At 67.8% G+C, this 25163-nt stretch carries 21 protein-coding genes and 3 pseudogenes; 16 read left to right on the top strand and 8 right to left on the bottom strand.

Annotated elements, in window-relative coordinates:
- Window positions 1-263: 263 nt before the first annotated feature.
- Genes C8K30_RS24720 through C8K30_RS24710 form a run of 3 tightly spaced genes read left to right on the top strand, consistent with a single transcriptional unit; the run spans window position 264 to window position 4824 of the window.
- The gene (locus C8K30_RS24720) at window positions 264-2102 is read left to right on the top strand and encodes an AMP-binding protein (protein ID WP_108495564.1); all 1839 of its coding nucleotides are present in this window, start codon (window positions 264-266) and stop codon (window positions 2100-2102) included.
- Complete coding sequence (locus C8K30_RS24715) at window positions 2099-3448, top strand: condensation domain-containing protein (protein WP_108495563.1); 1350 nt, start codon at window positions 2099-2101, stop codon at window positions 3446-3448. The genes C8K30_RS24720 and C8K30_RS24715 overlap by 4 nt, the downstream gene beginning before the upstream one ends.
- The gene (locus tag C8K30_RS24710) at window positions 3445-4824 is read left to right on the top strand and encodes a condensation domain-containing protein (RefSeq protein WP_108495562.1); all 1380 of its coding nucleotides are present in this window, start codon (window positions 3445-3447) and stop codon (window positions 4822-4824) included. The genes C8K30_RS24715 and C8K30_RS24710 overlap by 4 nt, the downstream gene beginning before the upstream one ends.
- A 120-nt stretch (window positions 4825-4944) precedes the next feature.
- On the opposite strand, the gene C8K30_RS24705 is transcribed toward C8K30_RS24710, so the two are convergent.
- Entirely contained in the window at window positions 4945-5337 is a 393-nt protein-coding gene (locus C8K30_RS24705) for an ester cyclase (protein ID WP_108495561.1), read from the bottom strand.
- A gap of 316 nt (window positions 5338-5653) precedes the next feature.
- Between C8K30_RS24705 and C8K30_RS24700 the strand changes: the two genes are divergently transcribed.
- From C8K30_RS24700 to C8K30_RS31705, 6 genes are all read left to right on the top strand, one after another.
- Window positions 5654-6454: a GDSL-type esterase/lipase family protein gene (locus tag C8K30_RS24700; RefSeq protein WP_108495560.1), complete on the top strand. Its 801-nt coding sequence runs from the start codon at window positions 5654-5656 to the stop codon at window positions 6452-6454.
- Window positions 6451-6957 carry an SRPBCC family protein gene (locus C8K30_RS24695; RefSeq protein ID WP_108495559.1) on the top strand — a complete coding sequence of 169 codons (507 nt, stop codon included), beginning with the start codon at window positions 6451-6453 and terminating at the stop codon, window positions 6955-6957. The genes C8K30_RS24700 and C8K30_RS24695 overlap by 4 nt, the downstream gene beginning before the upstream one ends.
- 161 nt (window positions 6958-7118) lie before the next feature.
- Window positions 7119-8372, top strand: a complete 1254-nt coding sequence (locus C8K30_RS24690; RefSeq protein ID WP_108495558.1) for a sensor histidine kinase — start codon at window positions 7119-7121, stop codon at window positions 8370-8372.
- A complete protein-coding gene (locus tag C8K30_RS24685) occupies window positions 8369-9061 on the top strand; it encodes a response regulator transcription factor (protein ID WP_108495557.1) in 693 nt (230 codons plus the stop codon). Before C8K30_RS24690 ends, C8K30_RS24685 begins: the two co-directional genes overlap by 4 nt.
- A gap of 185 nt (window positions 9062-9246) precedes the next feature.
- A complete protein-coding gene (locus tag C8K30_RS24680) occupies window positions 9247-10491 on the top strand; it encodes a fumarylacetoacetate hydrolase family protein (RefSeq protein WP_108495556.1) in 1245 nt (414 codons plus the stop codon).
- A 147-nt stretch (window positions 10492-10638) separates the two neighbouring features.
- Complete coding sequence (locus tag C8K30_RS31705; protein ID WP_108495555.1) at window positions 10639-11244, top strand: TetR/AcrR family transcriptional regulator; 606 nt, start codon at window positions 10639-10641, stop codon at window positions 11242-11244.
- 14 nt (window positions 11245-11258) lie between these two features.
- Here the strand turns inward: C8K30_RS31705 and C8K30_RS24670 are convergent, their stop codons facing one another.
- From C8K30_RS24670 to C8K30_RS24650, 5 genes are all read right to left on the bottom strand, one after another.
- Window positions 11259-11894 carry a TetR/AcrR family transcriptional regulator gene (locus C8K30_RS24670; RefSeq protein WP_108495554.1) on the bottom strand — a complete coding sequence of 212 codons (636 nt, stop codon included), beginning with the start codon at window positions 11892-11894 and terminating at the stop codon, window positions 11259-11261.
- Between the two features lie 18 nt (window positions 11895-11912).
- Window positions 11913-12743: a carbohydrate ABC transporter permease gene (locus C8K30_RS24665; protein ID WP_108495553.1), complete on the bottom strand. Its 831-nt coding sequence runs from the start codon at window positions 12741-12743 to the stop codon at window positions 11913-11915.
- The gene (locus C8K30_RS24660) at window positions 12740-13552 is read right to left on the bottom strand and encodes a carbohydrate ABC transporter permease (protein WP_233257451.1); all 813 of its coding nucleotides are present in this window, start codon (window positions 13550-13552) and stop codon (window positions 12740-12742) included. The genes C8K30_RS24665 and C8K30_RS24660 overlap by 4 nt, the downstream gene beginning before the upstream one ends.
- A gap of 140 nt (window positions 13553-13692) precedes the next feature.
- Window positions 13693-15060 (bottom strand): ABC transporter substrate-binding protein, encoded by a 1368-nt coding sequence (locus tag C8K30_RS24655; protein WP_108495551.1) that lies wholly within the window; start codon window positions 15058-15060, stop codon window positions 13693-13695.
- A 9-nt stretch (window positions 15061-15069) separates the two neighbouring features.
- Entirely contained in the window at window positions 15070-16050 is a 981-nt protein-coding gene (locus C8K30_RS24650) for an alpha/beta hydrolase (RefSeq protein ID WP_158281118.1), read from the bottom strand.
- Window positions 16051-16682: 632 nt separating this feature from the next.
- On the opposite strand from C8K30_RS24650, the gene C8K30_RS24645 reads away from it, so the two are divergent.
- The 7 genes and pseudogenes from C8K30_RS24645 (at window position 16683) to C8K30_RS24620 (ending at window position 23592) form a co-directional block, all read left to right on the top strand.
- Window positions 16683-16964 carry a SelT/SelW/SelH family protein gene (locus C8K30_RS24645; RefSeq protein ID WP_108495549.1) on the top strand — a complete coding sequence of 94 codons (282 nt, stop codon included), beginning with the start codon at window positions 16683-16685 and terminating at the stop codon, window positions 16962-16964.
- Window positions 16965-17143: 179 nt separating this feature from the next.
- The gene (locus tag C8K30_RS30495) at window positions 17144-19243 is read left to right on the top strand and encodes a SigE family RNA polymerase sigma factor (protein ID WP_146197589.1); all 2100 of its coding nucleotides are present in this window, start codon (window positions 17144-17146) and stop codon (window positions 19241-19243) included.
- Between the two features lie 75 nt (window positions 19244-19318).
- Window positions 19319-19651 (top strand): annotated as a pseudogene (locus C8K30_RS24635) (response regulator transcription factor); the annotation flags it as partial.
- A 13-nt stretch (window positions 19652-19664) separates the two neighbouring features.
- Window positions 19665-20447 (top strand): annotated as a pseudogene (locus C8K30_RS24630) (aldehyde dehydrogenase family protein); the annotation flags it as partial.
- Window positions 20399-21190, top strand: a pseudogene (locus C8K30_RS31405) (aldehyde dehydrogenase family protein); the annotation flags it as partial. The pseudogenes C8K30_RS24630 and C8K30_RS31405, both read left to right, overlap by 49 nt.
- 185 nt (window positions 21191-21375) lie before the next feature.
- Window positions 21376-21657 carry a hypothetical protein gene (locus C8K30_RS24625; protein WP_132238452.1) on the top strand — a complete coding sequence of 94 codons (282 nt, stop codon included), beginning with the start codon at window positions 21376-21378 and terminating at the stop codon, window positions 21655-21657.
- 657 nt (window positions 21658-22314) lie between these two features.
- Complete coding sequence (locus C8K30_RS24620; RefSeq protein ID WP_233257423.1) at window positions 22315-23592, top strand: wax ester/triacylglycerol synthase domain-containing protein; 1278 nt, start codon at window positions 22315-22317, stop codon at window positions 23590-23592.
- Window positions 23593-23662: 70 nt separating this feature from the next.
- On the opposite strand, the gene C8K30_RS24615 is transcribed toward C8K30_RS24620, so the two are convergent.
- Complete coding sequence (locus tag C8K30_RS24615) at window positions 23663-24325, bottom strand: hypothetical protein (RefSeq protein WP_146197587.1); 663 nt, start codon at window positions 24323-24325, stop codon at window positions 23663-23665.
- Between the two features lie 157 nt (window positions 24326-24482).
- The gene (locus tag C8K30_RS24610; RefSeq protein WP_108495545.1) at window positions 24483-25094 is read right to left on the bottom strand and encodes a hypothetical protein; all 612 of its coding nucleotides are present in this window, start codon (window positions 25092-25094) and stop codon (window positions 24483-24485) included.
- Between the last annotated feature and the right edge of the window lie 69 nt (window positions 25095-25163).

Raw genomic sequence — 25163 nt, 5'->3', positions numbered from 1 at the left:
CAGTAGCCAGTTCCGCAACGGAAACGGGCGGCCCGGGCCTGGTGCAGCGCGCGCAGAAGGTGTCAAGGCGATACCGCAGTATCACTCCGACCGTCGCTCGAGAGTCAGGCTCAACGCGCCGTTGACAACGTGCCTTGTGATTCCAAGGAGGTGGTGAGGGTCGGTCCTGCCGGCGTGAGCCGGCGGCTAGAACTGGCCACTACCACCGGACGCGGACCGGCCTGATTCTGGAGCCAGGCCGCCCAGGCCGTGCCTGACGACGAATGATGTGCGATTTGCGTGAGGCAACAGAGCCGAGGGGATTACTCATGAATCATCAGTCCAGTGTCACGGTGACCGGCATGCTCGCGGCCAGGGCGCAGGAGAGGCCCGACGCGACCGCGATCGAGCTTGTTGGTGTGGGAGGGCTCAGTTATGCGGCGTGGAATCAGCGGGCTCGCGCGGTCGGCCACGGCCTGATCAGCAGGGGTGTCCAGCCTGGTGACCGCGTAGTGGTCCGCGCTTCCAGTGACTGGATCGCGTTCGCGATCGGATACGTCGGGGTGCAAGCCGCTGGGGCGATCGCTGTGCCGGTGCTGGCGTCCAGTAGCGATGAGCACATCGCTCGCGTCTGTGCGGAGGCAGGGGCGGTCGGTGTCATCGGGGATGTTCCCGTGGGCGGGTGCCCAGGCTGGTCCGAGACGATCCACCAGATTGAGGCACACCAGCCGACCGGCCCGACCGGGGTGGAGGTAACTGGGGCGCACGACGCTGAGATCCTCTTTACCTCTGGAACGACCGGACGGCCCAAGGGTGTCGTGTCTACGCACGACAACCTCACGTACGCGATCCGGCAGCGTGGTGAAGACGTGTCCGTTGCGGAGGCGCCGGTGCGTACCGTCTTGCATGCGCTGCCGCCAGCGACGAACGCGGGGCAGAGCCTCATGGTGCAGACGCTCAGCCCGATGCCGCACACCATGATCGTGCTCGAGAAGTTCGACGCCGACGGCTTTCTGGGCATCGCACAGAAGGCCAGGCCGGACGATGTGGTGCTGGTCCCCGCCTTCGCGCTCGCGTTGCTCCGTGTCAAGGCGCGGTTCGACCTGAGCGGCGTGAGGCAGGTGCGAACCACGAGCGCGTCCATCTCGGCCGCGACGCTGGCCAGGCTCGCTGAGCTGTTCCCGGACGCGAGCGTCGTCAACATGTACACCTCGACCGAGAGCTGGCCCGCGCGCCTGCGGATGCGCTTCGATCCGGCTCGGCCGTTCTCGCTCGGCCGGGCCGGCGGCGGCAGTGAGGTGCGCATCGTCGACGAGCTCGGCGAGCCGGTCCCCTCAGGCGTGTCGGGGTCCGTGCAGCTCCGGGTGGACGGCGTGCGTCCGCGCCGGTACTGGAACGACACGGATGCGAGCGCGAGCGTCTTCCGGTCGGATCTGTGGGTCAGTACTGGCGACGTGGGTCGTCTGGACGATGAGGGGTACTTCTACCTGGAGGACCGCAGCGCCGACACGGTGAACGTCGGCGGGCGCAACGTGTCTACCCTCGCCGCGGAGGGCGTCCTCGAGGAACATCCTGACGTGGAAGAGGCGGCGGCGTTCGGTCTGCCGCATCCGACGCTCGGACAGTACCTGGTTGCCACGGTGATCGGCTCCGACGATCTCGACTCCGACCAGATTCGCTCCTTCGCCGCTGCGCGGTTGGGGGAGGCAGAGGCGCCCAAGCGTGTGGTCCGCGTCGAGCGGTTCCCCCGCAACGCCCTGGGCAAGGTCGTCAAGCGGGAGCTGATCGAGACCGTGTCCGTGCTGCTTGCGCAAGACAGCGGGCACGGCGAGCTGGCGACCGATACGGAACGCGCGGTGGCGGCTGTCTGGGGGCGGGTGCTGGATGCGGCTCCCGCCACGATCGGCCCGGACGCCGAGTGGCTGTCGCTCGGCGGATCGTCGCTCGAGGCGGCCGAGGTCGCGTTGCTCGTCGGTGACGAGCTCGGGCGCGACGTCCCCGAGCGAGTGCTGCACACGAACCCGACCCTGCGCGCCTACGCCGCGGCGGTGGACGCGGCGCCGCTCGCGAACGAGGGCCGCCTGCGGCCCATCAGCCGCGTCTCCCGCGGGGTAGCAGGATGAGCGAGCTGCACACCGCGACGCACTATCAACGTTCCCTCTACGACGCGACCGGCGGGCAGGCGTCCGGCGTCAACGTCGGCGCGGCCGTCCGGATGCGCGGCCCTGTCGACCCCGAACGCATCCGTATCGCGCTGGACGCGCTGACCGCCCGGCACGAGGCCTTGCGTACGACACTGACGCGGCAGGACATCACCGGCGCCCCACATCAGGTCATCGGCAGCCAACCTCCGTTGGAGCTTCGCGAGGTCAGCGTCCTCGACGCCGACGAGGATCAGCGGGAGCCGGCATGTGCCGCGCTCCTGCAGGCGGAGCTGCGGCGGCCGTTCGTGCTGAAGGACAGCCCCCTCGCTCGGGCACTGCTGGTGACCCTCGCTGACGACGACCGCGTGTTCGCCATGATCGCGCACCACGCGATCATGGACGGCTGGTCCGCCGGCGTGATTCGCGACGAGTTCCCCCACCTGTACGAGTACGGCACGAGCGCGACGCTTCCCCCGCCGGTGCTCCATCTCGCCGACTACGCCGCCTGGGAGGCCGAGCTGGCCGGCGACCCGGCAACACAGGAGCACTGGCGCGCGGCCCTGGCCGGCGCCCGCCCCCGCCTCGCCTTCGCGTCCGACGTGCCGGCGGTCGGCGCTGTCGCCCGCACCACACCACATCCGCTCCAGCTCGACCGCGGTCCGACGCTCGGCGCGTTGCACCCGCTCATGGTCGAGGAACAGGCGAGCCCGACTGCCGCCCTGCTGGCCGCGCTCGCGGCGTCCCTGAGCGATCACGTGACGAACGAGCGGATCACGTTCGGCGTCATGCGGTCGAACCGCCAACAGCGCGACGTCCGCGGCACCGTCGGGTTCCTCGCCGGCCACGTCCCGGTCACGGTGGACCTGTCCGGCGACCCCACGTGCGCGACGCTCGTCGGCCGTACGGCCGACGCCTACGACCGCGCGATATCGCGCCCGGCACCGGTCAGCGTGCTCCGCGCTGCACTGCCCGTCACCGGCCGTGGGCCCCTGTTCGACGTGTCGCTGAACTATGGCCACCAGCAGGCCCGCCACCAGGCGGGCGTGGTCGTCGAGGGTGCCGGGGTGACGTTCTCCCCGTTCGACCTCGCCCATGAGGAGCCAACGGACCACCCCTGGTGGGACGGGGCTTCGCTGCTGGACTTCCAGATCAGCTCCGATCCGGCCGGGAGGCTGTCGGGCACTCTGGTGGCCGATGCCCACATGTTTGGCGACTCGGAAGCGTCCGGGTTCGCCGGGCGTTTCGCCGCCGCACTGCGCAGGTTCGCCGATCGCCCCCGGGATCGCCTCAGTGATCTCGTCGCTGCGAAGGACCCAGCCCCGTGAGCGCGGGGACCACAGCGGCTGAGACGAGTGTGCTGCCGGTCACCTATCTCCAGCAGGAGTGGGTTGCGGCAGTCGGCGGGGACGAGTCCAACCACAACATCCCGCACGCGATCGAGATCACGGGACCGTTGGACCTCAATGATCTGTCCGCCGTACTGACGGCGCTGGTGCAACGCCACGAGACGATGCGCATGTCCTTCACCCGCACCAAGGGCAGGATCGCGCAGCAGGTCATCGCGCCGTTCGATCCCGAGTGGGGGTTCGAAGACCTCTCGCACCTGCCGCGACCGGCGCAGCGCGCCGCGCTCGAACAGCTCGCAGCAGAACGTTGCGAGCTGATGATCGACCTGTTCACACCGCCGCTGTGGTCGGCGGTCGTGGTCCGGATGGCCCCTGAACGCCACGTCTTGCTGACCATCTGGCACCATGCCGTGTTCGACGGATGGTCCAACGCGGTGCTCTTCCGCGACTTCCACCAGCTCTATCGCGCCCGGCTGGACCCCGGATACCCGCCTCCGCCCGCAGCGAAGATCCAAGCCGGCGACTACGCCGCACACGAGCGCGCCATCGGGCTCGGGAAGCATGCCGAGTTCTGGCGCGAGCAGTTCCCGGCCGATCCGCCGCGCCTCCCCGCCGAGCGCACCGCCCAGGGCGACCCGCTGTGGCTGCGGGCGCACCCGCTCCCGCGCGTAGGAGCGGACGCTGTCGGCCCGCTCCTCCGGCTCGGCGCGCAGCACGGCGCCAAACCCGGCAGTGCGATACGCGCCCTGGTCCTGGCGTCGCTCGCGCCCTACCTGGACGACGGCGTGATGATCGGGAGCGTCACCGCCAACCGGGATGCACCCGAGCTGACACATACGATCGGTCTCCTGAGCGACCACGTGCCCGTTCGGGTCGACCTGCGGGGCAACCCATCGTTCGGGGAGCTCGCGGCCCGCGTTCACGAGGCGACCAGACAGGCGCACATGCACCGCGTTCCGGTCGGGGTGCTGCGCCAAGAACTGCCCGTGGCGCTCCCGGGGGACCGCTCGTTGTTCGACCTGTCGATCAACTACATGCCGCATGCCCCCGCCAGAGCCGCGACGATCACGGCAGAGGACGGCGGCCACATCGGGATGCGGCTGCAGACGCTGCCCACCAACATGCTCCGGCCGAGGATGAGGTCGGCATTCAGCGGGGCCGTGAGTCTCGGCTTCCAGATCCGCCATTCGCACGACGGCCACGTCTCCGGCGACCTGTGGGCACATTCCCCGGCATTCACCACGAGCACAGTCGACCGGCTGTGCCGAGACCTCGGCCGTACCGCGCGGGAAGTGCTCTCCTTTCCTCAGCGCCGAATCCGGGACCTTGGCGTCCATGGGAGGGCCGAGGACTAGGGCCTGTCTGGGATTGGGTCAGCGTCGGCCGCTCCGGTCCAGGACGTCGAAGGGTGGCGGTCTCGTCCCGGCAAGCCTTTCGGGACGAGACCGCACGCTCAGGCCGGCCTGGAGGTCAGGTCATCCGGCGAGCTGTCGGCGCAGCACCTCGGCATCGTGCAGTGCGGACATGTGGATGAACCGTCCGTCACGCACCTGGTAGATGGCGTACTCGACGATCTCGAACGATGCCCCGGTGGGCGCGACCCCGAGCCACTCCTTGACGGGGGTGCCGGTGTTGATCAGGCGGGCGCCGATGCGGTCGCCGTCGAAGGCGAGCTCCTGCAGGTCCCAGTGGAAGTCGGGCACGGCCTCCGCGTCGGCGGTCAGGACGGCGACCACGTCGTCCCTGGCGCCGGGCTCGCTGTTCAGCGTGACCTTGTCGTTGATGAACTCGTCCATCCGGTCGAACTGGTGGGCGTTGAGCGCTTCGATGTAGCGCTCGTAGAACTCGCGCAGATCGATGTCAGACATGGGTGTCCTTTCCTGGTGCCACCCGAGCGGGCGGCGTTCGTATCTCGTGTGTCCGGCCTCCGCGCGTTGTGCCGGTGGCCGTGACACGTGCACCAACATCGACTGTCCGACTTTCATTCCGATCGGTACACAAGTGCGCCGGGACGTGCGCCGGCACCGACGAGGATCGAGTACCACGGGTGTGTCTCAGCCCGTACCAGGGAGTGATGCCGAACCGGGATCCGGCGTCCCACGATGACCGCGCACTGATCGGACCCGCGTCCGGCGGGCGCCGGCCACGTGGTCGGCGCGTACATCGACTCCTGGAGGAACTCCCATGTCCGACACCCTCGAATCCACACCGCAGCGCCGCTGGGGTCGGCGCCTGCTCGCTGTCGTCGCGGCGGTTCTCGCCGTCGCCCTGCTCGTCAGCGTCACGGTGCTGATGAAGGCATTCATCTTCAAGCCGGCCAACGGCCCGGACGCGTTCCGCGACGCTCCGGCGTCGGCCTCGTTGATGGTCGTCGCCGGCGCGAGCACGGTGCAGGGCACCATCAGCGCCGACTGGGTCAGCGGCCTGTACGAGCCCGGCACCGACGTCGTCAACGCCGGTATCAACGGGCACACCACCGCCGATCTCCTGGAGCGCCTGGACCGGGACGTCATCGAGCTGGACCCCGAGCGAGTGATCACCCTGGTCGGCACCAACGACATCCGGAACGATGTCGACCCCGCGCAGTCGCAGGAGAACATCTCCAAGATCCTGGACAAGCTGACCTCGGAGACGACGGCAGACATCGCTGTGATGTCGCTGCAGCCGCTGGGGGAGCAGCCCGACAGCGATCAGAACAGGCGAGTCCGGGAGTACAACGCGATGCTCAAGGGCGAGGCCGAGGAACGCGGGGTGGACTACCTCCCGCTGTTCGAGTCGCTGGAGCCGCTGCTCGACGGCGATGCGCCCGAGTTCTCGTTCCCGATCATCCAGACCGCCTTCGACAAGTTCCTGTTCGGCAAGACGTTCAACGAGATGTCGGCGAGCCACGACCTGCAGGTCACCGCCGACAACGTGCACCTCAACGAGCGGGGTGCCGCCGTCGCAGGCCGCCTCGCCGCCGGCTGGATGGAGCAGACCCGATGAGCGCCTCGGCCGTCACTGTCGCCGTGCGAGCCACTGCGGGCGTCCCGCCCGAGATCGCGTTTGAGCGGACCCGGGCGATCGACCCCGCCACCGTGTTCACCGGTCGTGGCGTCCTGCCCGCGGTTGTCGCCACCACCGAGGGACCCGGGCGCTGGTCGCGCACGGGGGCCACACGCGAGCTGGCCTTCTCCGACGGCGGCACGGCGCGTGAAGAGCTCACGACCTACCAGGCGGGCAGCCGCTACGCCTACGACGTCGCTCAGTTCACCAACGTGGTGCGGCTGCTGCTGTCCGGGATGCGGTGCGAGTGGCGCTTCACCGAGGACACGTCCGGGGTGACGGTCGTCGAGTGGGAGGTTGCTCTCCACCCGCTGTCGTATCGACACGGCATCGTGCGGCGGTTCTTCGCGCCTGCTTGGCGTCGCTACATGGACGACATCCTGGGCAGGACCATCGCCCGAATCGACAGCACTTCCGCCGGGAACGAGCACGTCCCGGACTGAGTCCGGCCCGAATGGCGGCTGCGCGCAGCGGCGGGTAGCCGCCATTCGGCGGCTGGACGGGTACGCGGCGGGGGCACCCGCGCTCGCCCCATACCGCGGTACTGGCCGCGATCAACCCAGGGGTGACGACCGCTTCACGGCGCGGACCATACGCTCAGGTCATGTCGCACGAACAGCCGAACGGAACAACGAAGCGCGCGCCGCTGCCTTTCTGGGCGCGGTGCGTCGTCGCCCTGTTCTGCTCCGCCCTGTACGCGATGGCGGTGCCCTACACGTCGGCGGTCTACGAGCTCGACCTCGCCGTAGCGTTCGGCATCGCGACGGTGCAGTGCGGGTCCCTCGTACTGGCCGTCCCGCGTCCACGCCTCGGCGCGGTCGTGCACCTGGCGTCCATCGCGGCGCTCGTGCTCGCCACCCGCGACAGCGACGCGGACCTGTGGCCGCTGCCCATCAGCGGCCTGGTCTCCCTCGGTGCCCTGGTGCTGCTGCTCGGCGTCCGGGAGAGGTGGACGGTCTCGTTCGGTACCTGGTGGGCGAGCGTCGCGCTGCTGGTGGCGCTCATCGTGCTGACGCCCGACCGCTACGCGGACCCCGACCAGTGGGGTACCAACCTCACGATCTACACGAGCTACACCATCCTGGTCCTCGGCGCCGCGATCGCCGTCGGACAGCGGCATCGGATCCGGGCAGAGCTGGCCAAGGCACGCAAGGACGTCGAGCAGGCCGAGGCGCAGCGCCTGCTGTTCGAGGAGCGGGCGCGGATCGCCCGGGAGCTGCACGACGTCGTCGCGCACAGCATGTCCCTCGTACACATTCAGGCCCTCTCCGCGCCTGCCCGGCTCGGCCCCACGCGCCCCGAGGTGGAGCGCGACTTCGAGGACATCGCCCGCTCCGCGGGCACCGCGCTCGCCGAGATGCGCCAGCTCCTCGGTGCCCTCCGACCCGGCGACGGCCGCGCCGACCTCGCCCCGCAACCGCAGATCCAGGACATCACCGACCTCGCGGCCGGGGCCGTTCGCGCCGGGATCCCGGTCCGCACCGACATCACGCCCGGTACCGCCGCGGCGTCACCGATTGCGCAGCTCACCGCGTACCGGATCGTCCAGGAGGCCCTGAGCAACGTCGCCCGGCACGCCCCCTCGGCATCGACAGAGGTACTGATCGAGGTGCGTGGCACGGCCCTGCACGTCACCGTACGCAATGGTCCGCCAACGGCCCAGGCCGGTGACACCCCGGCGAGCCCGGACCGCGGCGGGCACGGCCTTCGCGGAATGCGGGAACGGGTCAGCCTCCTCGGGGGCAGCCTGGAGACCGGCCCGGACCGGTCCGGCGGTTACTCGGTCGAGGCGATCCTGCCGTCCGCGATCATCGAACAGGCCGTCGGCCGGCCCGCCGAAGCTGAGGAGTCACGATGAGCATCCGTGTCCTGGTCGTCGATGACCAGCCGATGTTCCGGGCCGGCATGACCGCCCTGCTGGGCGCCGAGGACGGGATCTCTGTCGTCGGCGAGGCCGGCGACGGCGAGGAGGCCCTTGCCCGCAACCGGGTGCTCCACCCCGACGTGGTGCTCATGGACGTCCGCATGCCGAAGATGAACGGCATCGACGCGGCCCGCAAGCTGACCCGCCCGGCCGGCGCCGCGAACGTCCCCCGGGTGATCATGCTGACCACCTTCGACATCGACGAGTACGTCTACGCGGCCCTGGAAGCGGGGGCCAGCGGGTTCCTCCTCAAGGACGCCGGGGTCCGCGAGCTCGCCACCGCCGTCCAGGTCGTGGCGCGAGGGGACTCGCTGCTCGCACCGCAGGTCACCCGCCGGCTCATCGAGCAGTTCGTCGCGAGGAAACCTGACGGTCTGGTGCCGATGACGGTGTTCAACAGCCTCACTGATCGTGAGCGAGAGGTGTTCCTGCTCATCGCGACCGGCAGGTCGAACGCCGAGATCGGCCAGATCCTCTACATGGCCGAGCAGACCGCCAAGAGTCACGTCAGCCGCATCATGAGCAAGCTCCACCTCCGCGACCGCGTGCACGCGGTGATGCTCGGCTACGAGACGGGACTTGTCACACCGGGGTCCTCGGGACTCGCGGGCGACACGGCCTGAGCGCCTCCTCACCCGCACTCGCGGGGGAGGAGGCGCCGTTCGTCCGAGGGCGCTCGCGGCTGTCGATATCGCCAGTACCTGCGTACGGGGCACGTGCACCGGATGGGTGATGATCCGGGCCGGCCTGCCTTCCTACGTTCGGGCCACCGCCGGAACACGGCACAACCCGAACGAGGAGAATCATCATGCGCACCACGTCCCGCCGCCGGAAGGCGGCCACGATCAGCGTCAGCGTCGTGGCAGGCCTGGCCGTCGCCGCCGTCGGCTCCTACGCCGTCGTCCGGGCGATCCCCGCCGAGTTCCCGCTCGTCTACTCCGAGAAGATCGAGCCCGGCGTCACCCAGGGCGTCGACATCGCCGACCCGGCCACCGCCCTCACCTTCGCGCGGGTCGACGCCGGGTCAGGCCCGACCGTCCTGGCCGTCACCGAGTACTCGGGCGACAAGATCACCGGGGTCGACGTCAACGCGGCGGCCGGCACCACCTTCACCGAGCCGATCGCGGCCTTCAACGAGCTCGGCTACCGGGCGCTGCAGGACATCGCGACGAACGCCGCGCTGCCGCCGGTCACCGTGCCCGCCTCCGAGGTGCTCACGGCCATCGACACCCACACCGACCACATCGGCACGGGCACCAACTACGTCGAGCACCAGACCGAGGCGACGATCGAGGAGCCCTACCTGTTCCCGAAGATCGGCGCCCTCACCGACTCGAACGAGCCGCTGCCGGCCGGTGCGGGCGGCCTGCTGGACTACGAGGTCGAGCTCGGCCTGGTCGCGCTGAACGACATCACCGCCGAGACCGGTACGCCCGAGCACATGGGGCTGGTGCTCAGCAACGACTGGACCGACAGGGAGCTGCTCGTCAGCCAGATCGACGTCGACGACCTGGCCAGCGGCGCGGGCTTCACCAACGCCAAGAGCCAGCCCGGGTTCTTCAGCAGCGGCGACCTGTTCGTGATCCCCGCCGACTGGCAGTCGTACTACAAGGACCTGGAGCTCGACCTCTTCGTCAACGGCGACCTGCGCCAGCGCGCGCACCCTGCCGAGATGGTCTGGGACGCCCCGACCGTTATCGAAAAGGTCCTCACGATCGGCGGCCGCACCTGGGACAGCGACGGCCAGCAGATCCCGTTGACCCGCGAGGCCGGCGTGATCTCACAGGGCACCGTCATCCAGAGCGGCACCCCGGAGGGCGTGATCTATCGCGCCCCGGACACCCGGCAGCGGTTCCTCGGCTTCATGGAGTGGGCCGGCAGCCTCGGCACCAACGCCGAGAGCGTCGTCGCGTCCGCCCTGGACGTCTATGTGCGGGACGCGCACGAGGCAGGCGTCTACCTCCAGCCGGGGGACGAGATCGTCACCCGTGCCGAGGGCCTCGGCCAGATCTTCACCACCATCGTCCCTGGACCGCGCTCCGAGACCGAGTGAAGGCTCGCCACACCGGCACAGCCATGGCCCTTCCCAGCTTCGGCGGGGAAGGGCCATGGCCATGTGGCCAAGCGGCGGCGACGCTCGCTGCGCCGACGGCGGGGCGGGCTCGCCGAGCACATCTGTACCGGATGGTATGCTAGTGGAATGGGTGGTACACGTGGTGCTGTCATGGGACGTCCGCGAGAGTTCGACATCGACGTTGCCCTGGATCGCGCGCTGCGAGTGTTCTGGGCCCACGGTTACGAGGGGTCAAGTCTCATGGACCTCACCGGAGCCATGGGAATCACAAAGACGAGCATGTACGCCGCTTTCGGTAACAAGGAGCAGCTGTTCCGAAAGGCCTTGGACCTTTACACCGCTGGGCCCGCGTCCTATGCGTCGAGGGCCCTGGCGGAGCCGACCGCACGAGCGGTGGTCGACGCGTGGCTTCATGGAGCTGCCCGAGCCACGACCCTTCCAGACAGCCCGCACGGATGCCTGGGAGTACAGGCTGCGCTCGTGTCCGGTGAGGGCGGTCGGGGTGCGCATGATGTGCTCGTGGCTTGGCGTCAGGCCGGCGGCAGGATGCTCGAGGAGCGCTTTCGGCGGGCTGTCGAGGAGGGTGACCTTCCGGGTGGTGCGGATCCCGGGCGGCTTGCCCGTTACGTCATGTCCGTGGCGTTTGGCATCGCTGTCCAGGCTGCCACCGGCGTTGATCACGAACAGCTCGACGAAGTGGCCGACATGGCGCTTGAAGGTTGGCGCCCCTAGCAGAGCTGCCATGGCTACGTCGTCATCGCGAGCCGCTGCTGGGTTGCCCAGGCTTTCGCGGTCATGGCTACCGGGATCTCGGGGTCGAGCAGCCAGGCAGTCTCCAGGCCGTTGATGAAGGCGATGATCTCGATCGCCTTGAGGTGGGTATCGACGTCTCCGCGGATCTCGCCGCGATCTTGAGCGGCTGTGAGGACCGAACTGATCCGGTCAGCGGTCAGGTGGTACCGGCGGGCCAGCCGAGGGTGGAGGGCGCCGTCGTCGCCAAGGTTCTCGACAACCAGCACGGTATGCATGCCTACCGCGTGCGAATGGCTGGCCCAGCGGGTGACGTTGTATGCGATGGTATCGAGTATGCCGAGGCCTGAGTCGGCGTCTTGCCAAAGAACCGCGTCTTCTGCCTCGTCGCGCTGATCCAGCACCGCGTTGAGCAGTTCCTCCTTGCTCGGGTAGTGATAGAGAAGGCCGCTTTGTGATACTCCGGCCTCGGCGGCGATCTCCGCAAGATTGGTGCCGCGAGACCCGTTGTGCGCCACAAGTCGAGTAGCGGCATCGACGATCAGCTTCTTCCGGGCCTCGCCTTTTGCCGATACAGATTTCTTGACGCCGTCGGGCCTCTTTGCGACCTGGTGGTCGTCTCGTCGTCCCATACCTTTATCCTAACGTGGTTACTTGACGGCTCCTTGGAGGAGGGCTCTGACGAAGTGGCGCTGAAAGAAGAGAAATACGATCAGGGAAGGGGCGATGATGAGCAATGAACCGGCGCACAACAGTGCGATGTTGGTACCGTGTTCACCTTGGAAAGCGCCCAGGCCGCCGGCGACAGTACGCATCGTCGGATCATCGATGAGCACAAGCGGCAGCAGGTATTGATTCCAGGTCGCCAGAAAGAACAATATGGTGAGCGCCGACACGGCAGGCACTGCGAGCGGCAGCTGGATCTGCCGGAAGATCTGCCATGGGTTGGCGCCGTCGATCTTGGCCGCCTCTGTCAGGGCTGTCTCTGCCGTGAGAAAGCTTGATCGCATCCAGAACACTCCGAACGGCATGAGCAGCCCGATGAGAGGCAGGATGACGGCCCAGCGAGTGCCCAGCAGCCCCATGCTGCGAATGTTGTAGTAGAGGGGCGTGATGAGCGCCTCGAACGGGAGCGTCAGGCCGACGAGCAAGAGAGCGTTGACGAGTTTGCCGCCAGGTATGTTGAGCTGCGCGAGCCCGTACCCGGCCGCGGTGGCCATGGCGACGGCGGCAGGGACAACGCCCAGCACGATAAGGACGCTCGATCGGAAGAGCGCCGACAAGTTCGCAGCGGTCCAGGCGTCGACGAAGTTGTTCCATTGCGGATCCTCGGGCCAGGCGAGCCCGGGCGGGGTGCTGTTCTGCGGTGCGAGCGCCGCGGTCAGCATGCTGAGCAGGGGCAGGACCGCGAACAGCATGAGCGCCACGAGGATGACGGCGCGGGAGATGCCTTGGTGCACGGTCGACGAGCCGGCGCTCATTCGTGCCTCCCGATTCGTTGAATGGGCCAGATGACGAGCAGTACGAGTGCCGCGAGGAATACGGCGAGCGCTGAGGCTTGCCCGATCCGCTGTTCCAGGAAGGTGAGCCGGTAGATCTCCACACCCGGCACCATCGTCTGATAGCCCGGGCCGCCCTGGGTCGCGATCTGGACCACATCGAAGCTGGCCAGGGCCGCTATCGTGGTGATGGTTGCGCAGACGGCGATCTCTTGACGGAGCCCTGGAAGGGTGACCGCGAAGAACTCGGCGATGCGGCCGGCTCCGTCCAGGCGGGCCGCCTCATAGAGCGACGGGTCGATCTTGCCGATGCCGGACAGCAGTAGGACCGTGCAGAATCCGAGCGACAGCCAGAAGCCGATGACGCCGACGGCCGGCAGCGCGAACGTGAAATCTCCGAGCCACGCGCGCGTCAGGGACTCCAGGCCAACCGCTCGGAGGGCCTGGTTTACGAGACCTTCGGTGGAGAACATCCAGGTCCACGCGATGCCGGCCGCCACAGGCGGCAGCACTTGCGGGATGAACAACACGACCCGTGCCGCGGTGTTGAATGTTCCGACCCGGAGCTCTCGGATGAGGCTTGCTGTGACAAGCCCGAGGCTGACCGGAAGGGCGGTGTAGAAGATGATGAGGATGAATGCGTTGATGACCGATCCGAACAGCTCGGGTTCGGTGAAGATTGCCCTCCAGTTGTCCAGTCCCGCAGGCGTCGCGGGCCCGATGCCGTCCCATTTGTAGAACGAGAACTGCACTGACTGGCCCAGTGGGTAAAGCACGAACACGGAATACATGATCAGCGCAGGCGCTACCCACACCAGTCCAATCCACCGATGTGTTGGACGCCGTCGCCGAGCGGGAAGTGGGGGAGGTGGCGGCTCCTCCGAATTGAGGCTCGGCCTCACGGGAATCGACTTCATTGTCATGGTTTCACCTATTGCTCTGCGTCATTCTCGTAGCCGTCCTGGATGGCTGTGGAGAACTCAGCGGGGGTCGTCTTCCCACCCACGAGAAGCTGCGTCTGCGGGACCAGTGTGTTCGCGTGCATCGACGCGGTCGAGTTCGACATGAAGTCGACGAGGCCGTCGCTGTCCAGCAGCGCCTGAAAGGACTCGACGGTGCTGGCGACCAGGGATCCGGGCTCGGAGTCCGGCATGGGCGCGTCGGAGGGCCCGGCGGGTGGGAGGCCGAGAAGGTCCAGGGTGCTTTGGCGGGCGTCGGTATCCGTCTGGATGAAGTTCAGGAATGCGGCCGCCGCATCGCGTTGCTCGGACTTGGCGGGAATGGCCAGGACGCCGGCGGCGGTCATCGCGGTGAATGGGTCGCCGACCTCCTCGGGCGGGAAGAGGAAGAACCCGAACTCATCCTTGCCTGCGCCCTGAAGGGTTGGTGCCTGCCAGTTCCCGCTCGGGAAGAAGACACCCTCGCCTTCGGCGAACCTGGCGGGAGCCTGTGTCTGATCGATGCTGTTCACGTCCTCCGGCAGATATCCGTCCTCGCTCCAGCCCTTGAGCGTCGCGGCGGCGTCTACCAGTGCGGACGTGTCGATGGAGGCGCCCTGCTTGTTGTAGTTCCAGTCCTGGACCACCTGGGTGCTGCCCGCATAGTTCATCTGGAGGTTCTGGAGCGGATACGCCAGTCCTCCGTCCTTGCCGTTGACCATGATCGGCAGGAGACCAGCGTTCTTCGCCTTTTCCAGGCTGCTTTCAAAGGCGCTGAGCGTGGCCGGCGGCTCAGTCATTCCGATCTGAGCCGCGAGCGACTTGTTGTAGTACACGCCCGTCAGCCCGAATCCTGGCCCGGCGCCGTACAAGTGCCCGGTGCCACGCTGCCGTCCGTCATCAGCGACGCGAGTGGATGCGAACTGGGACTGCGGCCACTCGGTCCATCCGTACGCTTCGGCGTACGGATCGAGATTGGTGAGGAGGTGGTCCTTGACCAGGTTTCCGAAGGATGCGAGCCGGACCAGGTCGGGCACCTCGGTGCCGGATATCAGGCGAGGTACGTTCGTCGTCAGGTTGTTGAAGTCTTCGCCGGTCACCTGCACGGTGACATTGGGATGCTTGGTCTGGAAGGCGGCGCCGAGCTCCTCGTAGAGCGGTACATCGGGTGTTGACACAAGCACCTTGAGGGTGACCGGCGCATCACCGATGCTCGTGCTCACGGTTTCTGGCGTGTCGGAAAGGGGGCTCTGTGCGCCCGGGGCACCACAGGATGCCAGCAGGGCAGCAAGGATTGCTGGCAGCGCGATCCGATAGCTCGTTCGCCTGCTTGGCCGGGACGGAGTCTTGCTGGTACGCATGATGTCTCCTCAGGAGTGGTTCTCGGACGGCGTACGCAACGCCGTTCCGTGGTTGGTGAATGCTCGCCGTAATGCCGTGCCGGTCTTGTTCACGGCGTCTATCGCGTCTGCCATGACACCGAGCTTCTCGAAGAATCCGTGGATCTGACCGGCGTAGTCGTGGAGCTCGACGGGAACCTGATCCCGGCGCAGCCGGCTGGCATACTCGATGGCTTCCCCACGAAGAATGTCGTGCTCGGCGGTGATGATGATCGCCGGTGAAACGCTCGACAACGTCTTGGCGCGCGATGGCGAGACTGCGGGGGATCGCCGCATCAGCTCGTCAGGAACGTATGCGCCCCACAAGTACCCGATCCGTTCATGCGTGGTTCTGCCGTAGTCGCCCCACCCTGCGAAGTTCGAATACGACTCGACGAATCGCCGCTTGGCCGTGGTGTCCATGGTGCTGTCCAGTACCGGGTACACCAGTAGTTGCAGCGCCAGATCGACCTGAGAGTCTCTCGCTCTGAGGGCGGCTGCTGCCGCGAGATTGCCACCGGCGCTGTCGCCCCCAACCGCGACCCTGGAAAAGTTCCGTCGGGCCCAGTCGATCGCGCTCCATGTGTCGTCGAATGCCGCCGGAAACGGGTGCTCGGGTGCGAGCCTGTAGTCGATCGCGAGGACGGCGCATCCGGCACGGTTCGCGAGTGCTCGCGCGATGCCTTCGCAACTGTCCAGGTCGCCGAGCATCCAGCCGCCGCCATGGATCCAGACCAGAACGTCCTCTTCGTTGCCGCGCGGTCGGTAGAGCCTCGAGGGAACCCCTCCGGCGTCGACCGTCTCCACCGAGGCCACCTGTTCCAGCGGACCCTGAAATGCCAGTGCGTGCTCGCGGACCTGCTTCCGCAGCGCGGAGAGGTCGCGACCCCAGTAGTTCACCTGGGGTGCGAGGGACTCGATGTACCTGCGCACCTGCGCGCTTGGCACCGGGCCAATCGATGTTGTCGTCATAGAGCTCCTCCTTGAGCTTTTGGCCAGCAGCGTTGCCCGGCATCGGGCACGAGCGAACCACCCCTTCGTGGGCACTTTGGGCATGGCTGCGGAGCCTGCGGTCGTTCCAGCTGGCCGTTGACCAGGCAGCACGTGAGTGACGCGAACCCTTTTGCCATGCGATCGACAGGGTCCGTGCCGAGGTCGCTGGGTGAGCGGGCTGCGGCCGCTTCCGTCCGTTCGGGAGATGTTGCGACCCCAGTAGTTCGTACGGGGCGCGAGGGGCTCGAACTACCCGCGCACTTGCGTGCCGGGCACTGAGCCAATCGGTGTCTTCATGGAGCTCCTCCTTGAGCCCGATGCTGCGGGTTGCAGCACCACCATCAAAACCGACTGAGTGGTCAGTCTGTGCGTTGGAATTTACCTCGCCGCTGGCCAGGTGTCCAAGTCTCAGCGAGTGGTGTAACCGTTTCGTGATCCCGCTGGCTGGTTAGAAGGGGATTTCGCCAGTTCGTGCCAGTTGTCGACGCTCAGGTCGACGACTCCCAGCGGGAGCAGCACGGTGTACACCACGTTGCCTGATGCGATGCGACAGCTCACTGACCCCACCGGAACCAAGACACGGCGGAGCGGGCGCATGGCACAGTAGGCGAATGCCCGCGCCACGCATCGTGATCACCTACTGCACCCAGTGCCGCTGGCAGTTGCGTGCCCAGTGGTACGCCGGGGAACTGTTGCAGACGTTCTCGGACGAGATCGGCGAGGTGGCGATCGTGCCGGCCTCGGGTGGTGTGTTCCGGATCGAGGTCGGGGACGAGCGGGTGTGGAACCGCAAGCGCGACGGCGGGTTTCCTGAGATCACGGAGCTCAAGCGCCGCGTGCGGGACATCATCGCTCCGGGCAGATCCCTGGGGCACTCCGACAAGACGGACTGATCCGGCCGGGCGAGTGCAGCCGCCGAAGGTCCGCGAGATGGAAGCTCGCCTGGCCCAGCAGCGGATGATCACGCCGAGGAGTGGACCCGAACGGTCGGTGGCCGACAGGAAACCCCCTGTTCGGATCACGGTACGGACTTGGTCTCAACCTGCGACGGGTCCGGCGCGTGGATAGGAGCATGGAGACACTCTTGGGAAGACGGGTCGAGGTCCGCGTGGGCGGCCGGTCGCGGGACGAGGAGTTCGTCGAGTTCGTGGAGGCGGACGGCCCGTACCTGTTTCGGACGGCGTTCTTCCTGGTCGGCGAGCGTGCCCTGGCCGAGGACCTGGTCCAGGGCACCTTCGAGCGTGTCTATCGACGCTGGGACACGGCTCGGGCCGGCACCCCTCGCGCGTACGCGCGCAAGGTGCTGGTCAACCTCAGGACAGATGCGTGGCGTCGGACGCGGCTGACGGATGTCCCGGGTGACGACCAGCTTCCGGTTGCTCACGCGGAGGACCACGCCGCACAGGTCGCGCTCCGGGACGAGCTCGCCCGGGCGCTGGGGAGTCTCTCGCCGCAGCAGCGACGGGTCGTGGTGCTGCGGCACGTCCTCGATCTGCCGGAGGAGCAGGTCGCCCGCGAGATCGGGCGATCGGTCGGCACCGTCAAGGCCGCGAGCTCTCGGGGTCTCGAACGGCTTCGCTCGCTCCTGACCGCCGCTGCCCCGGAGACCGCGGACGAGCCGGTCTTCGACGGCCGCGAGACGCTGACCCGCAGCAAGGCCGCGGCAGCACGGCAGGCCCGTCGCAGCGCCGCGCTCAGCGCCGCCGCGGTCGCGGTGTGCGCGTTCATCGCCCTGGTCGTGCACGGTCCGGTCGGTGTCCCGGTGGTGGACGCCGTCACAGGTCCGGCACACCGCTGGCTGGTGGAGACCTTCCGCCTGCCCTCGGTCGACACCAGTCGTGATGACGGCCCGGTCCGGGACGACGACGCGGTGACCGGGCAGGACGACGCCGTCGGGCTGGGCGACCTCGCCATCCCGGAGATGGCGGTCTCCGACGCCGCCGCATGTGCCGGGCACGATCTCCCGACGCCGGACGCGACCAGGACCATCCCGGTCCCTGCGGACGCCCCGACCGGGGACTTCACCATCGTCCAGGCGCTTGACGCCGAAGACGCTCGCCCGGCTGTCGAGTGCGTCGACTACGTCCCCGAGCACAGGGTGAGCCTTGGCAGCCCTCCGGACGTGATGGTGGGGTCCGGGATCGGGTCGGACCCCAACGTTCCGTTCGCCGTCCGTCGCGACGGGACGCTGATCGCCGCACTGGCTCGGCCCGACGTCGGGCCCGGCTCCGCGCCGATCACCGCACTGGCGCGGCCCGCGGCCACCGGGTCGGCCGGCGAGTCCGCACTGGAGCACTGGCAGCTCACAGCAAGCTCGCCCGATTCCGACAGCGAGCCTCGCAGCTACGCCGGCGTCGGCAACCCTGTCCTCACCGACACGCATGCCGCCTGGACCGAGAGCTTCTCCGAGGGCGACCCGATAGTGGTCAAGACGCAGGGACCGGACGGCGAGGTCCGCGCCGTCGCGAGCTACCAGCCGGATCCCGCTCGGCAGGTCTGGAAGATCGCAGCAGGAGGGCGAACCCTGGCGATCTTGCACGTCACGGACGAAAATCTCACGGACCCGGACAGGTGCGCGGGGCGCGTCGACCTGGTCGACCTGGGCGCACCCGACACCGACGTCGTCCGCGACGTGGTCACGGACGTCTGCGCCATCTCAAACGGTGACGACGGAGTCGTCGTGTCTCGCAATCCTGCTGAGGGGCCCAGCACGATCGGACTGCTCTCGGCGGGCTCCGGCCTGCGCGACCTCGTGCGGCTCGACCAGAACACGGCGTGGAACCACTACGCGTACCTGTCCGGAGACACGCTGTTGTTCGAGTCGGGCCAGTGGATCGTGGCGCTCGACACGGACTCGCGCGACGCCACGGTAGTCCGTGAGGATGCCTCGTGGCCGGTCAGCGCGTTCGACGACGGCATCCTGTGGGCCGACGGCGAGAACATCTACTTCCTGCGGCTGGACCCACGAGACGGAGTCGCCGTGCCCGCCCTGACCAGGCTCGGGCCCGGACCAAACGAGGACGGGATCGCCTGGCTGGACGTCGCCGCTGCTGCGAACCGTGTCGTCTGGATCGAGCACGCCAGCGCCGAGCTGGAAGGTTTCCAGGAGCAGGACTCCTGGAGCTACGACGAGCTGCACCAGACGGTGATGTACGTACGGACGTCGTGGTGACGCCGGGAGCGGACACCCCGTCGGGTCAGCGCCGTCCTAACAGTCGTCTCAGGTTCGCTCGGTATGAAGTGAGACATGATCTCTGTGCTCGTGGTGGACGCCCAGCCGCTGCAGCGCTTCGGCTTTCGCATGCTGCTGGAGAGCAATCACGACACGGAGATCGTCGGCGAGGCCGAGAACGGCGCCGAGGCCGTTCGGTGGACCACCGAGCTGCATCCCGACGTGGTGTTGATGGGCATCCGCATGCCGGGCGTCGACGGGATCGAGGCCACCCGGCGCATCGTCGCCGCAGGTGGGCGTTCGCGGATCCTGGTGCTGACGACGTTCGACGTGGACCGGTATGCGCTCGCCGCACTGCGGGCCGGGGCGAACGGTTTCCTGCTGAAGGACACCCGCCCGGAGGAGCTGCTCGCCGGCATCCGGGCCGTCGCTTGGACAAGCGCTCGGCGAGGTGGACTTCGCGGCCGAGATCTACGAGTACTACGCCGACCACGCCGCGGGTCTCCTGGCCGACGAACCCATCGAGCTCTCCACGGGCACCGGGACCGCCGTGATCCGCAAGGCCGGCATCGGCGTACTGCTTGGCGTCATGCCCTGGAACTTTCCCTATTACCAGGTCGCGCGGTTCGCGGGACCGAACATCGTTGCGGGCAACACGATCGTGCTCAAGCACGCCCCGCAATGCCCCGAGTCGGCTGCGGCGATCGCGGAGATCTTCGACCTGGCGGCCGCCGAGTCCGCCGCCCCGGCCGGCATCTACCGCAACATCTACGCCACGAACGAGCAGATCGCGCAGGTGGTCGGTGACTCCCGGATCCAGGGCGTCTCGGTCACCGGCTCGGAGCGCGCCGGGTCGGCCGTGGCCGAGCTGGCGGGGCGCCACCTCAAGAAGGTCGTCCTGGAGCTCGGCGGCTCGGACCCGTTCATCCTGCTCTCGACCGACGACCTCGACGCCGCGGTCGCCGATGCCGTCGCGGCCCGCCTGGACAACAACGGGCAGTCCTGCAACGCCGCCAAGCGCTTCATCGTGATCGACGACCTCTACGACGAGTTCGCGGCACGGATCACGAGCAAGCTGGCCGCCGTCACCGTCGGCAGCCCTCTCGACGAGGCCACCGAGCTGGGTCCGCTCTCGTCCGCCGCGGCAGCCGACCGCCTCGATGCCCAGATCGAGCGCGCCGTCCAGCAGGGCGCGACGGCGTTGCTGCGATCGGGCGCCGCCTGCTCGCGCAGGCAGCCGACACGGTGCTGCGCACCTCGATGGAGCTCGGCGGAAACGCCCCGTTTCTCGTCTTCGACGACGCCGACCTCGACGCGGCAGTCGACGGCGCCATGCTCGCCAAGTTCCGCAACATGGGTCAGGCGTGCACGGCCGCGAACCGCTTCATCGTCCATGAGGACGTGGCCGACGACCTCACGGCCCAGGTCGTCGAACGGGTGCGTTCGCTCACCGTCGGACCCGGCACGGACCCGGAGTCGCGTATCGGGCCGCTCATCGACGAGCGCGCCGTGCTGAGAACGGCAGAACTCGTCACGGATGCGATCGATCGCGGGGCTCGGCTGCTGACGGGCGGATCACGGGTTGAGGGACCTGGCACCTTCTTCCTGCCGACGGTCCTGGCGGATGTGCCGGCCGATGCCCGCCTGTCCCGCGAGGAGATCTTCGCCCCCGTACTCGCCGTCACCACGGTCGCATCGGAACAGGATGCAGTCCGGGCGGCCAACGACACCGAGTACGGCCTGGTCGCCTATGCCTACACACGCGACCTAGACCGGGCCCATCGCCTCATGAAGGCCCTGGACACGGGCATGCTCGGCATCAACACCGGCCTCGTGTCCGATGCTGCCGCGCCGTTCGGCGGAGTCAAGCAGTCGGGTCTCGGCCGCGAGGGCTCGTTCGAGGGCATCTACGAGTACCTGGAGACGCGCTACGCACTCATCTCATGACGCGTTTCTCTACCCAAGCGGCCAGCGGCTACTAAGACCGCGTTATCGGGGCATCCACCTAGGCGCAACCATGAACCCGAACTCGCTTACCGGATAAATGCGTCCGTACCGCACCGGTTACAGGTCAGCGCGCGCCCTATTGGAAGAGTATGGTCGGGCTTGCCACGGAAATCCTTGGAGGAGCCATGAGCATTCTTGTCCGATTCACCCCCACCAACCTGACGAAAGAGAAGTACCAGGAGTCAGTCCGGCTGCTTGAGGAAGCGGGCTTGTGGCCTCATCCGGACGGCCTCGAGATCCACGTCTTCTTCGGATCGGAAGGAAGCCTGCGTGTTAGCGAAATCTGGGACTCCCAGGAACAGTTCGGCGCGTTTGGCGCGCAGCTGCTGCCGATCCTGAATGAGATCGGAATCGAGTTTTCGGGGGATCCGGAGATTTTCGAGGTTCACAATATCTCCAAGCGTTAAACCTCGGTCCCGATGGCCTGTATCACGCGCAACTCATCGAAGCGGAGTACGAATCGAACAGGTAGGTACTGTTCCCCCCGCCAGATCGTTTGGCATCAGCTCACCGACGCCAAGGTGATCAACGATGTGGGACAGTTGAGAACTGACTTGGAGCGCGATCTCCTCTTCGTGAGCCGCGAGATTGTCGAATCCTTCGGCGCCGGCGAGGAACTACGCCAAGGGCGACGGGCGCATGAAGGCCCCGACGTTCTCATACCCCCGCCACTCGCAGTGCGTACACGCGACAGCCTGCGAGATCCAGGAGTTCGTGCCATAAGCCATTAACTCGATTCCGAGCGCCGGATTGCCGCCATGCCACTCGTTGGGATCTGGTGCGTCAGGCTCATGCGAGCCACCGCCTTCTCCGTACGGACGGACCGGTTGTTCTCCCGGCGGTTATCCCTCGGACGCAAGTCGCGCAGAAGTGCGGGACCCGATACGTGCTCTTGAAAACATTCTGTGACCGGAACGTACCGTCCGCATCAAGAAGACGCGGCAGAGAGGGCGAACTCACGTTCCCTGGCACGGCGCGAGTCAGAGGATGTGGGATAGGCCCGGCACCTTCTTGATCAGGAACCAGGCCAGGGCGAACGAGCCGATGACCGATACCCTGTTGGCATGCGCCCGGCGACACAACGGCTCGCCGCGGTCGACGAGGCGAACCTTGTGCTCGACCACGCCGGCCAGGTCAACGTCTTCCTCGTCGCCGGCCTTCTCTCCCAGGGCGGGTTCATCAGTCCCGACGGCACCGCTGACCTTGCGACGCTGCGTTCCGCGCTCGGCAAGCGAATCACCGAGCTGCCACCGCTCCGCAAGGTCCCCGTCGCCACCGGTCGCGGGCATAGCTGGCAGGAGATGTCGCCGGACCTCGAACACCACATTCGGCTGACCGCGACCGTGGATGGCCTCAGGGGCCTCGAACGGCTGTGCGGTGAGCTGATGGGGGTGCCACTACGACTCGACCGTCCGCTCTGGGAGATCTTGGTCGTGCCCGGCGTCGGTCCCGGACAGATCGGGGTCGTGCTCCGCATCCACCACGCGGTTGCGGATGGAATGGCCGCGGTGGCGATCGCGCAGCAGCTTTTCGATGCCTCGGAGCCTGGACCGACCTTCGCGTGGAGGCTTGCGGCTTCACAGTCCGGGCCGAGCGTGGAACCGGGTCCACGCGACCTGCGGCGGTTCTTCCGGATGCTCGGCTACGCTCTGCGCCGCATCCGGAAGGCGCTCACCGGTCGTGAGGTGGGGTCCACGGTGCTGCTCGGCGAGCGCAGTCCGCGCCGCGGCGTCGCCTTCGTGGACGTGGACCTCGCAGCGCTCGAGGCGCGTGTGCGACCGTTCGGCGCGACCGTAAATGACGCGCTGCTCGCGTCGGTCGCTTCAGGCTACCGGGCGACGCTGCCAGCAGCCGGTGAGCAGGTCCCTGCACGTCTGCCCGTGTCGGTGCCGGTCGCGCTGCGGCGCCACGGCACATCGGCCAACCAGGTCGGGGTGATGCTCGTGCGGCTGCCACTCGACGTGTCGGCCCCCGACGATCGCCTTCGGCTGATCGCGGAGCAGACCCGAGCGGAGAAGGTCCAGGCGCGGGAGCAGGGCACGCTCGAGCTCATGCGCGGCCCGGTCGGGGCGCGGATCATGGACCGCATCGCGCGGCGGCAGCACCTCGTCGGCGGGTTCGTCACCAACGTGCCGGGTCCGGCGGGCATACTCCGCCTCGCGGGCGCTCCCGTCGTGGCGATCTGGCCGGTTGCGGTTCTCGCCGCGAACGTCCGGCTGGGCGTCGCGGCGGTCTCGTATGCCGGTCGGCTCTCCTGCAGCGTCCACTTCGACGCGGCGAATGTGCCCGGTGACGTCTTCGCGCGCACCATGAGCGAAGAGCTGGCGCGCCTCAGCGCGTGACGGGTGCGCGCTCGCCCGCTTGCGGATGCACCGCTGCACCTGCGCCGTCATGAGCCAGGCGTACGGAGGCTCATCGCGCCATCGAAGTGGCGCGGCGGCGCAACCCGCGGAGCATGCCGCGAGACATCACGAAGTCGGCGGGGATGATCACGAGGTTCGCGCCGGCCGTGAGCCACCAGGGGTGTGTTCGGGCGCGCCACCGGAACATCAACCGAGTGGCGCGTCCGTCGTCGACCGGCGTGAGCTGGAAGCTCCAGGTCCAGTGCAGCTGTGCCAGTCTGCGCTGTCGCCATGCGAGGGGCAGGTGCGTGGTCGACTCGAGGAGCAGCCGCCGACCTGGCTCGACCTCACGGACCACGAACCCGCACTCGGTCTCCGGCGCGCCGTCTGGGACGAAATCACCGACTTCGAGGGTCTGGTAGCTGTCGAGGATTCGCTGGGCGCTCAGCCAGTTGTCAGGGAACAGGAGCAGGTCGACCCATCGTGGTGTGTACCAGCCGCCACGATGCCACCCAACCTGCACCAACCACGGCCAGATGCTGTGGGGCGCCGCAGGAACGCTGGCCGCATGCGTGGCGCCGACCTGAGGATGTTGCACGAGTTCGTCGCCGGGCATCATCGCCCTGCGCTCCGCCGCGGTCGACCCGTACGTGCGACCGAGCCACTGCAGCGCCAGATAGCCGGCCACCAGCGACATGACGAGCGCCATCGTGCGGGAGCGATGTGCTGACATGCGCCGATCCTCGCTTCTTCCAGGTCGCGATCCAGAACCCTCGGAGCTCATCTCCGTAGCAAACCGCCGTGGCGAGGTCGCCGCAACCGAACGGTTGGGCGTCACACCGTGGGCCCTGGAGAAAGGTTCGGTGGGTGCGAATTGCGGCCACGGAGGGTCAGGGGCGCGCTGTCGAGCCTCGCGCGCCGGAGGGCTGACCTGGCCCGTCACGTCTGGGAAAGAACATGGTCCGGGCGACGCCGGCGGTCAGGGACGCGAAGGTGACGGCCATCAGGATCCCGGCCACGACATAGAGGGCCGCGACCAACGGAATCGGGCTGCGTTCGTCGATGAACGGCGACGGGGCGAATGTCCAGAGGATCGAGACCGCCCATGCACCAGCGTTCACCGGAACCCACCGGAACGTACGTGGCCGAGCGAGCACGAGCCACTGTGCGACCGGGATGCTCGCCAGGAGTGCGATCCCGCCGACCCCTGTCATGATCAGCGCCACGGGTGAGCCGAGGTCGAGGCCAACGGTGCTGGGCAGCATCCCGAGTGCCCAGGCGATCGCGGCTGCAAGCGCGGTAGCGGCAATCCACCGCCACGCGACCGGGCGCCCCTCGCGCATGCCGAGGTACTGCCCGAGCGCGAGTGCCGCGCCCTCGAATGCGCCGCCGACTATCACGAGCGCCAGCTGGCCCGGACCAACGATCCCGCCGACGATCGTGAGGACCGCCACGGTGGTGGCGATCGCGAAGCCGACTCCCTCGCCGGCCGAGACCGCCAAGATCCACCGGCCCCGATCCCATCGCTCCAACCGGCGCTGGTCCGCCCCGGATGGCTCGGCCGGTGCGCG

This window comes from Promicromonospora sp. AC04 (assembly GCF_003058225.1).
Classification (GTDB): Bacteria; Actinomycetota; Actinomycetes; order Actinomycetales; family Cellulomonadaceae; genus Promicromonospora.
This window is presented reverse-complemented; position numbering and strand designations above follow the sequence as displayed.

Bases quoted from the DNA above. Each gene is read 5' to 3' on its own strand.
- C8K30_RS24720 (WP_108495564.1), top strand. From the start codon at position 264: ATGATGTGCGATTTGCGTGAGGCAACAGAGCCGAGGGGATTACTCATG.
- C8K30_RS24715 (WP_108495563.1), top strand. From the start codon at position 2,099: ATGAGCGAGCTGCACACCGCGACGCACTATCAACGTTCCCTCTACGAC.
- C8K30_RS24705 (WP_108495561.1), bottom strand. From the start codon at position 5,337: ATGTCTGACATCGATCTGCGCGAGTTCTACGAGCGCTACATCGAAGCG.
- C8K30_RS24700 (WP_108495560.1), top strand. From the start codon at position 5,654: ATGTCCGACACCCTCGAATCCACACCGCAGCGCCGCTGGGGTCGGCGC.
- C8K30_RS24695 (WP_108495559.1), top strand. From the start codon at position 6,451: ATGAGCGCCTCGGCCGTCACTGTCGCCGTGCGAGCCACTGCGGGCGTC.
- C8K30_RS24690 (WP_108495558.1), top strand. From the start codon at position 7,119: ATGTCGCACGAACAGCCGAACGGAACAACGAAGCGCGCGCCGCTGCCT.
- C8K30_RS24685 (WP_108495557.1), top strand. From the start codon at position 8,369: ATGAGCATCCGTGTCCTGGTCGTCGATGACCAGCCGATGTTCCGGGCC.
- C8K30_RS24680 (WP_108495556.1), top strand. From the start codon at position 9,247: ATGCGCACCACGTCCCGCCGCCGGAAGGCGGCCACGATCAGCGTCAGC.
- C8K30_RS31705 (WP_108495555.1), top strand. From the start codon at position 10,639: ATGGGTGGTACACGTGGTGCTGTCATGGGACGTCCGCGAGAGTTCGAC.
- C8K30_RS24670 (WP_108495554.1), bottom strand. From the start codon at position 11,894: ATGGGACGACGAGACGACCACCAGGTCGCAAAGAGGCCCGACGGCGTC.
- C8K30_RS24665 (WP_108495553.1), bottom strand. From the start codon at position 12,743: ATGAGCGCCGGCTCGTCGACCGTGCACCAAGGCATCTCCCGCGCCGTC.
- C8K30_RS24660 (WP_233257451.1), bottom strand. From the start codon at position 13,552: ATGTATTCCGTGTTCGTGCTTTACCCACTGGGCCAGTCAGTGCAGTTC.
- C8K30_RS24655 (WP_108495551.1), bottom strand. From the start codon at position 15,060: ATGCGTACCAGCAAGACTCCGTCCCGGCCAAGCAGGCGAACGAGCTAT.
- C8K30_RS24650 (WP_158281118.1), bottom strand. From the start codon at position 16,050: ATGACGACAACATCGATTGGCCCGGTGCCAAGCGCGCAGGTGCGCAGG.
- C8K30_RS24645 (WP_108495549.1), top strand. From the start codon at position 16,683: ATGCCCGCGCCACGCATCGTGATCACCTACTGCACCCAGTGCCGCTGG.
- C8K30_RS30495 (WP_146197589.1), top strand. From the start codon at position 17,144: ATGGAGACACTCTTGGGAAGACGGGTCGAGGTCCGCGTGGGCGGCCGG.
- C8K30_RS24625 (WP_132238452.1), top strand. From the start codon at position 21,376: ATGAGCATTCTTGTCCGATTCACCCCCACCAACCTGACGAAAGAGAAG.
- C8K30_RS24620 (WP_233257423.1), top strand. From the start codon at position 22,315: ATGCGCCCGGCGACACAACGGCTCGCCGCGGTCGACGAGGCGAACCTT.
- C8K30_RS24615 (WP_146197587.1), bottom strand. From the start codon at position 24,325: ATGTCAGCACATCGCTCCCGCACGATGGCGCTCGTCATGTCGCTGGTG.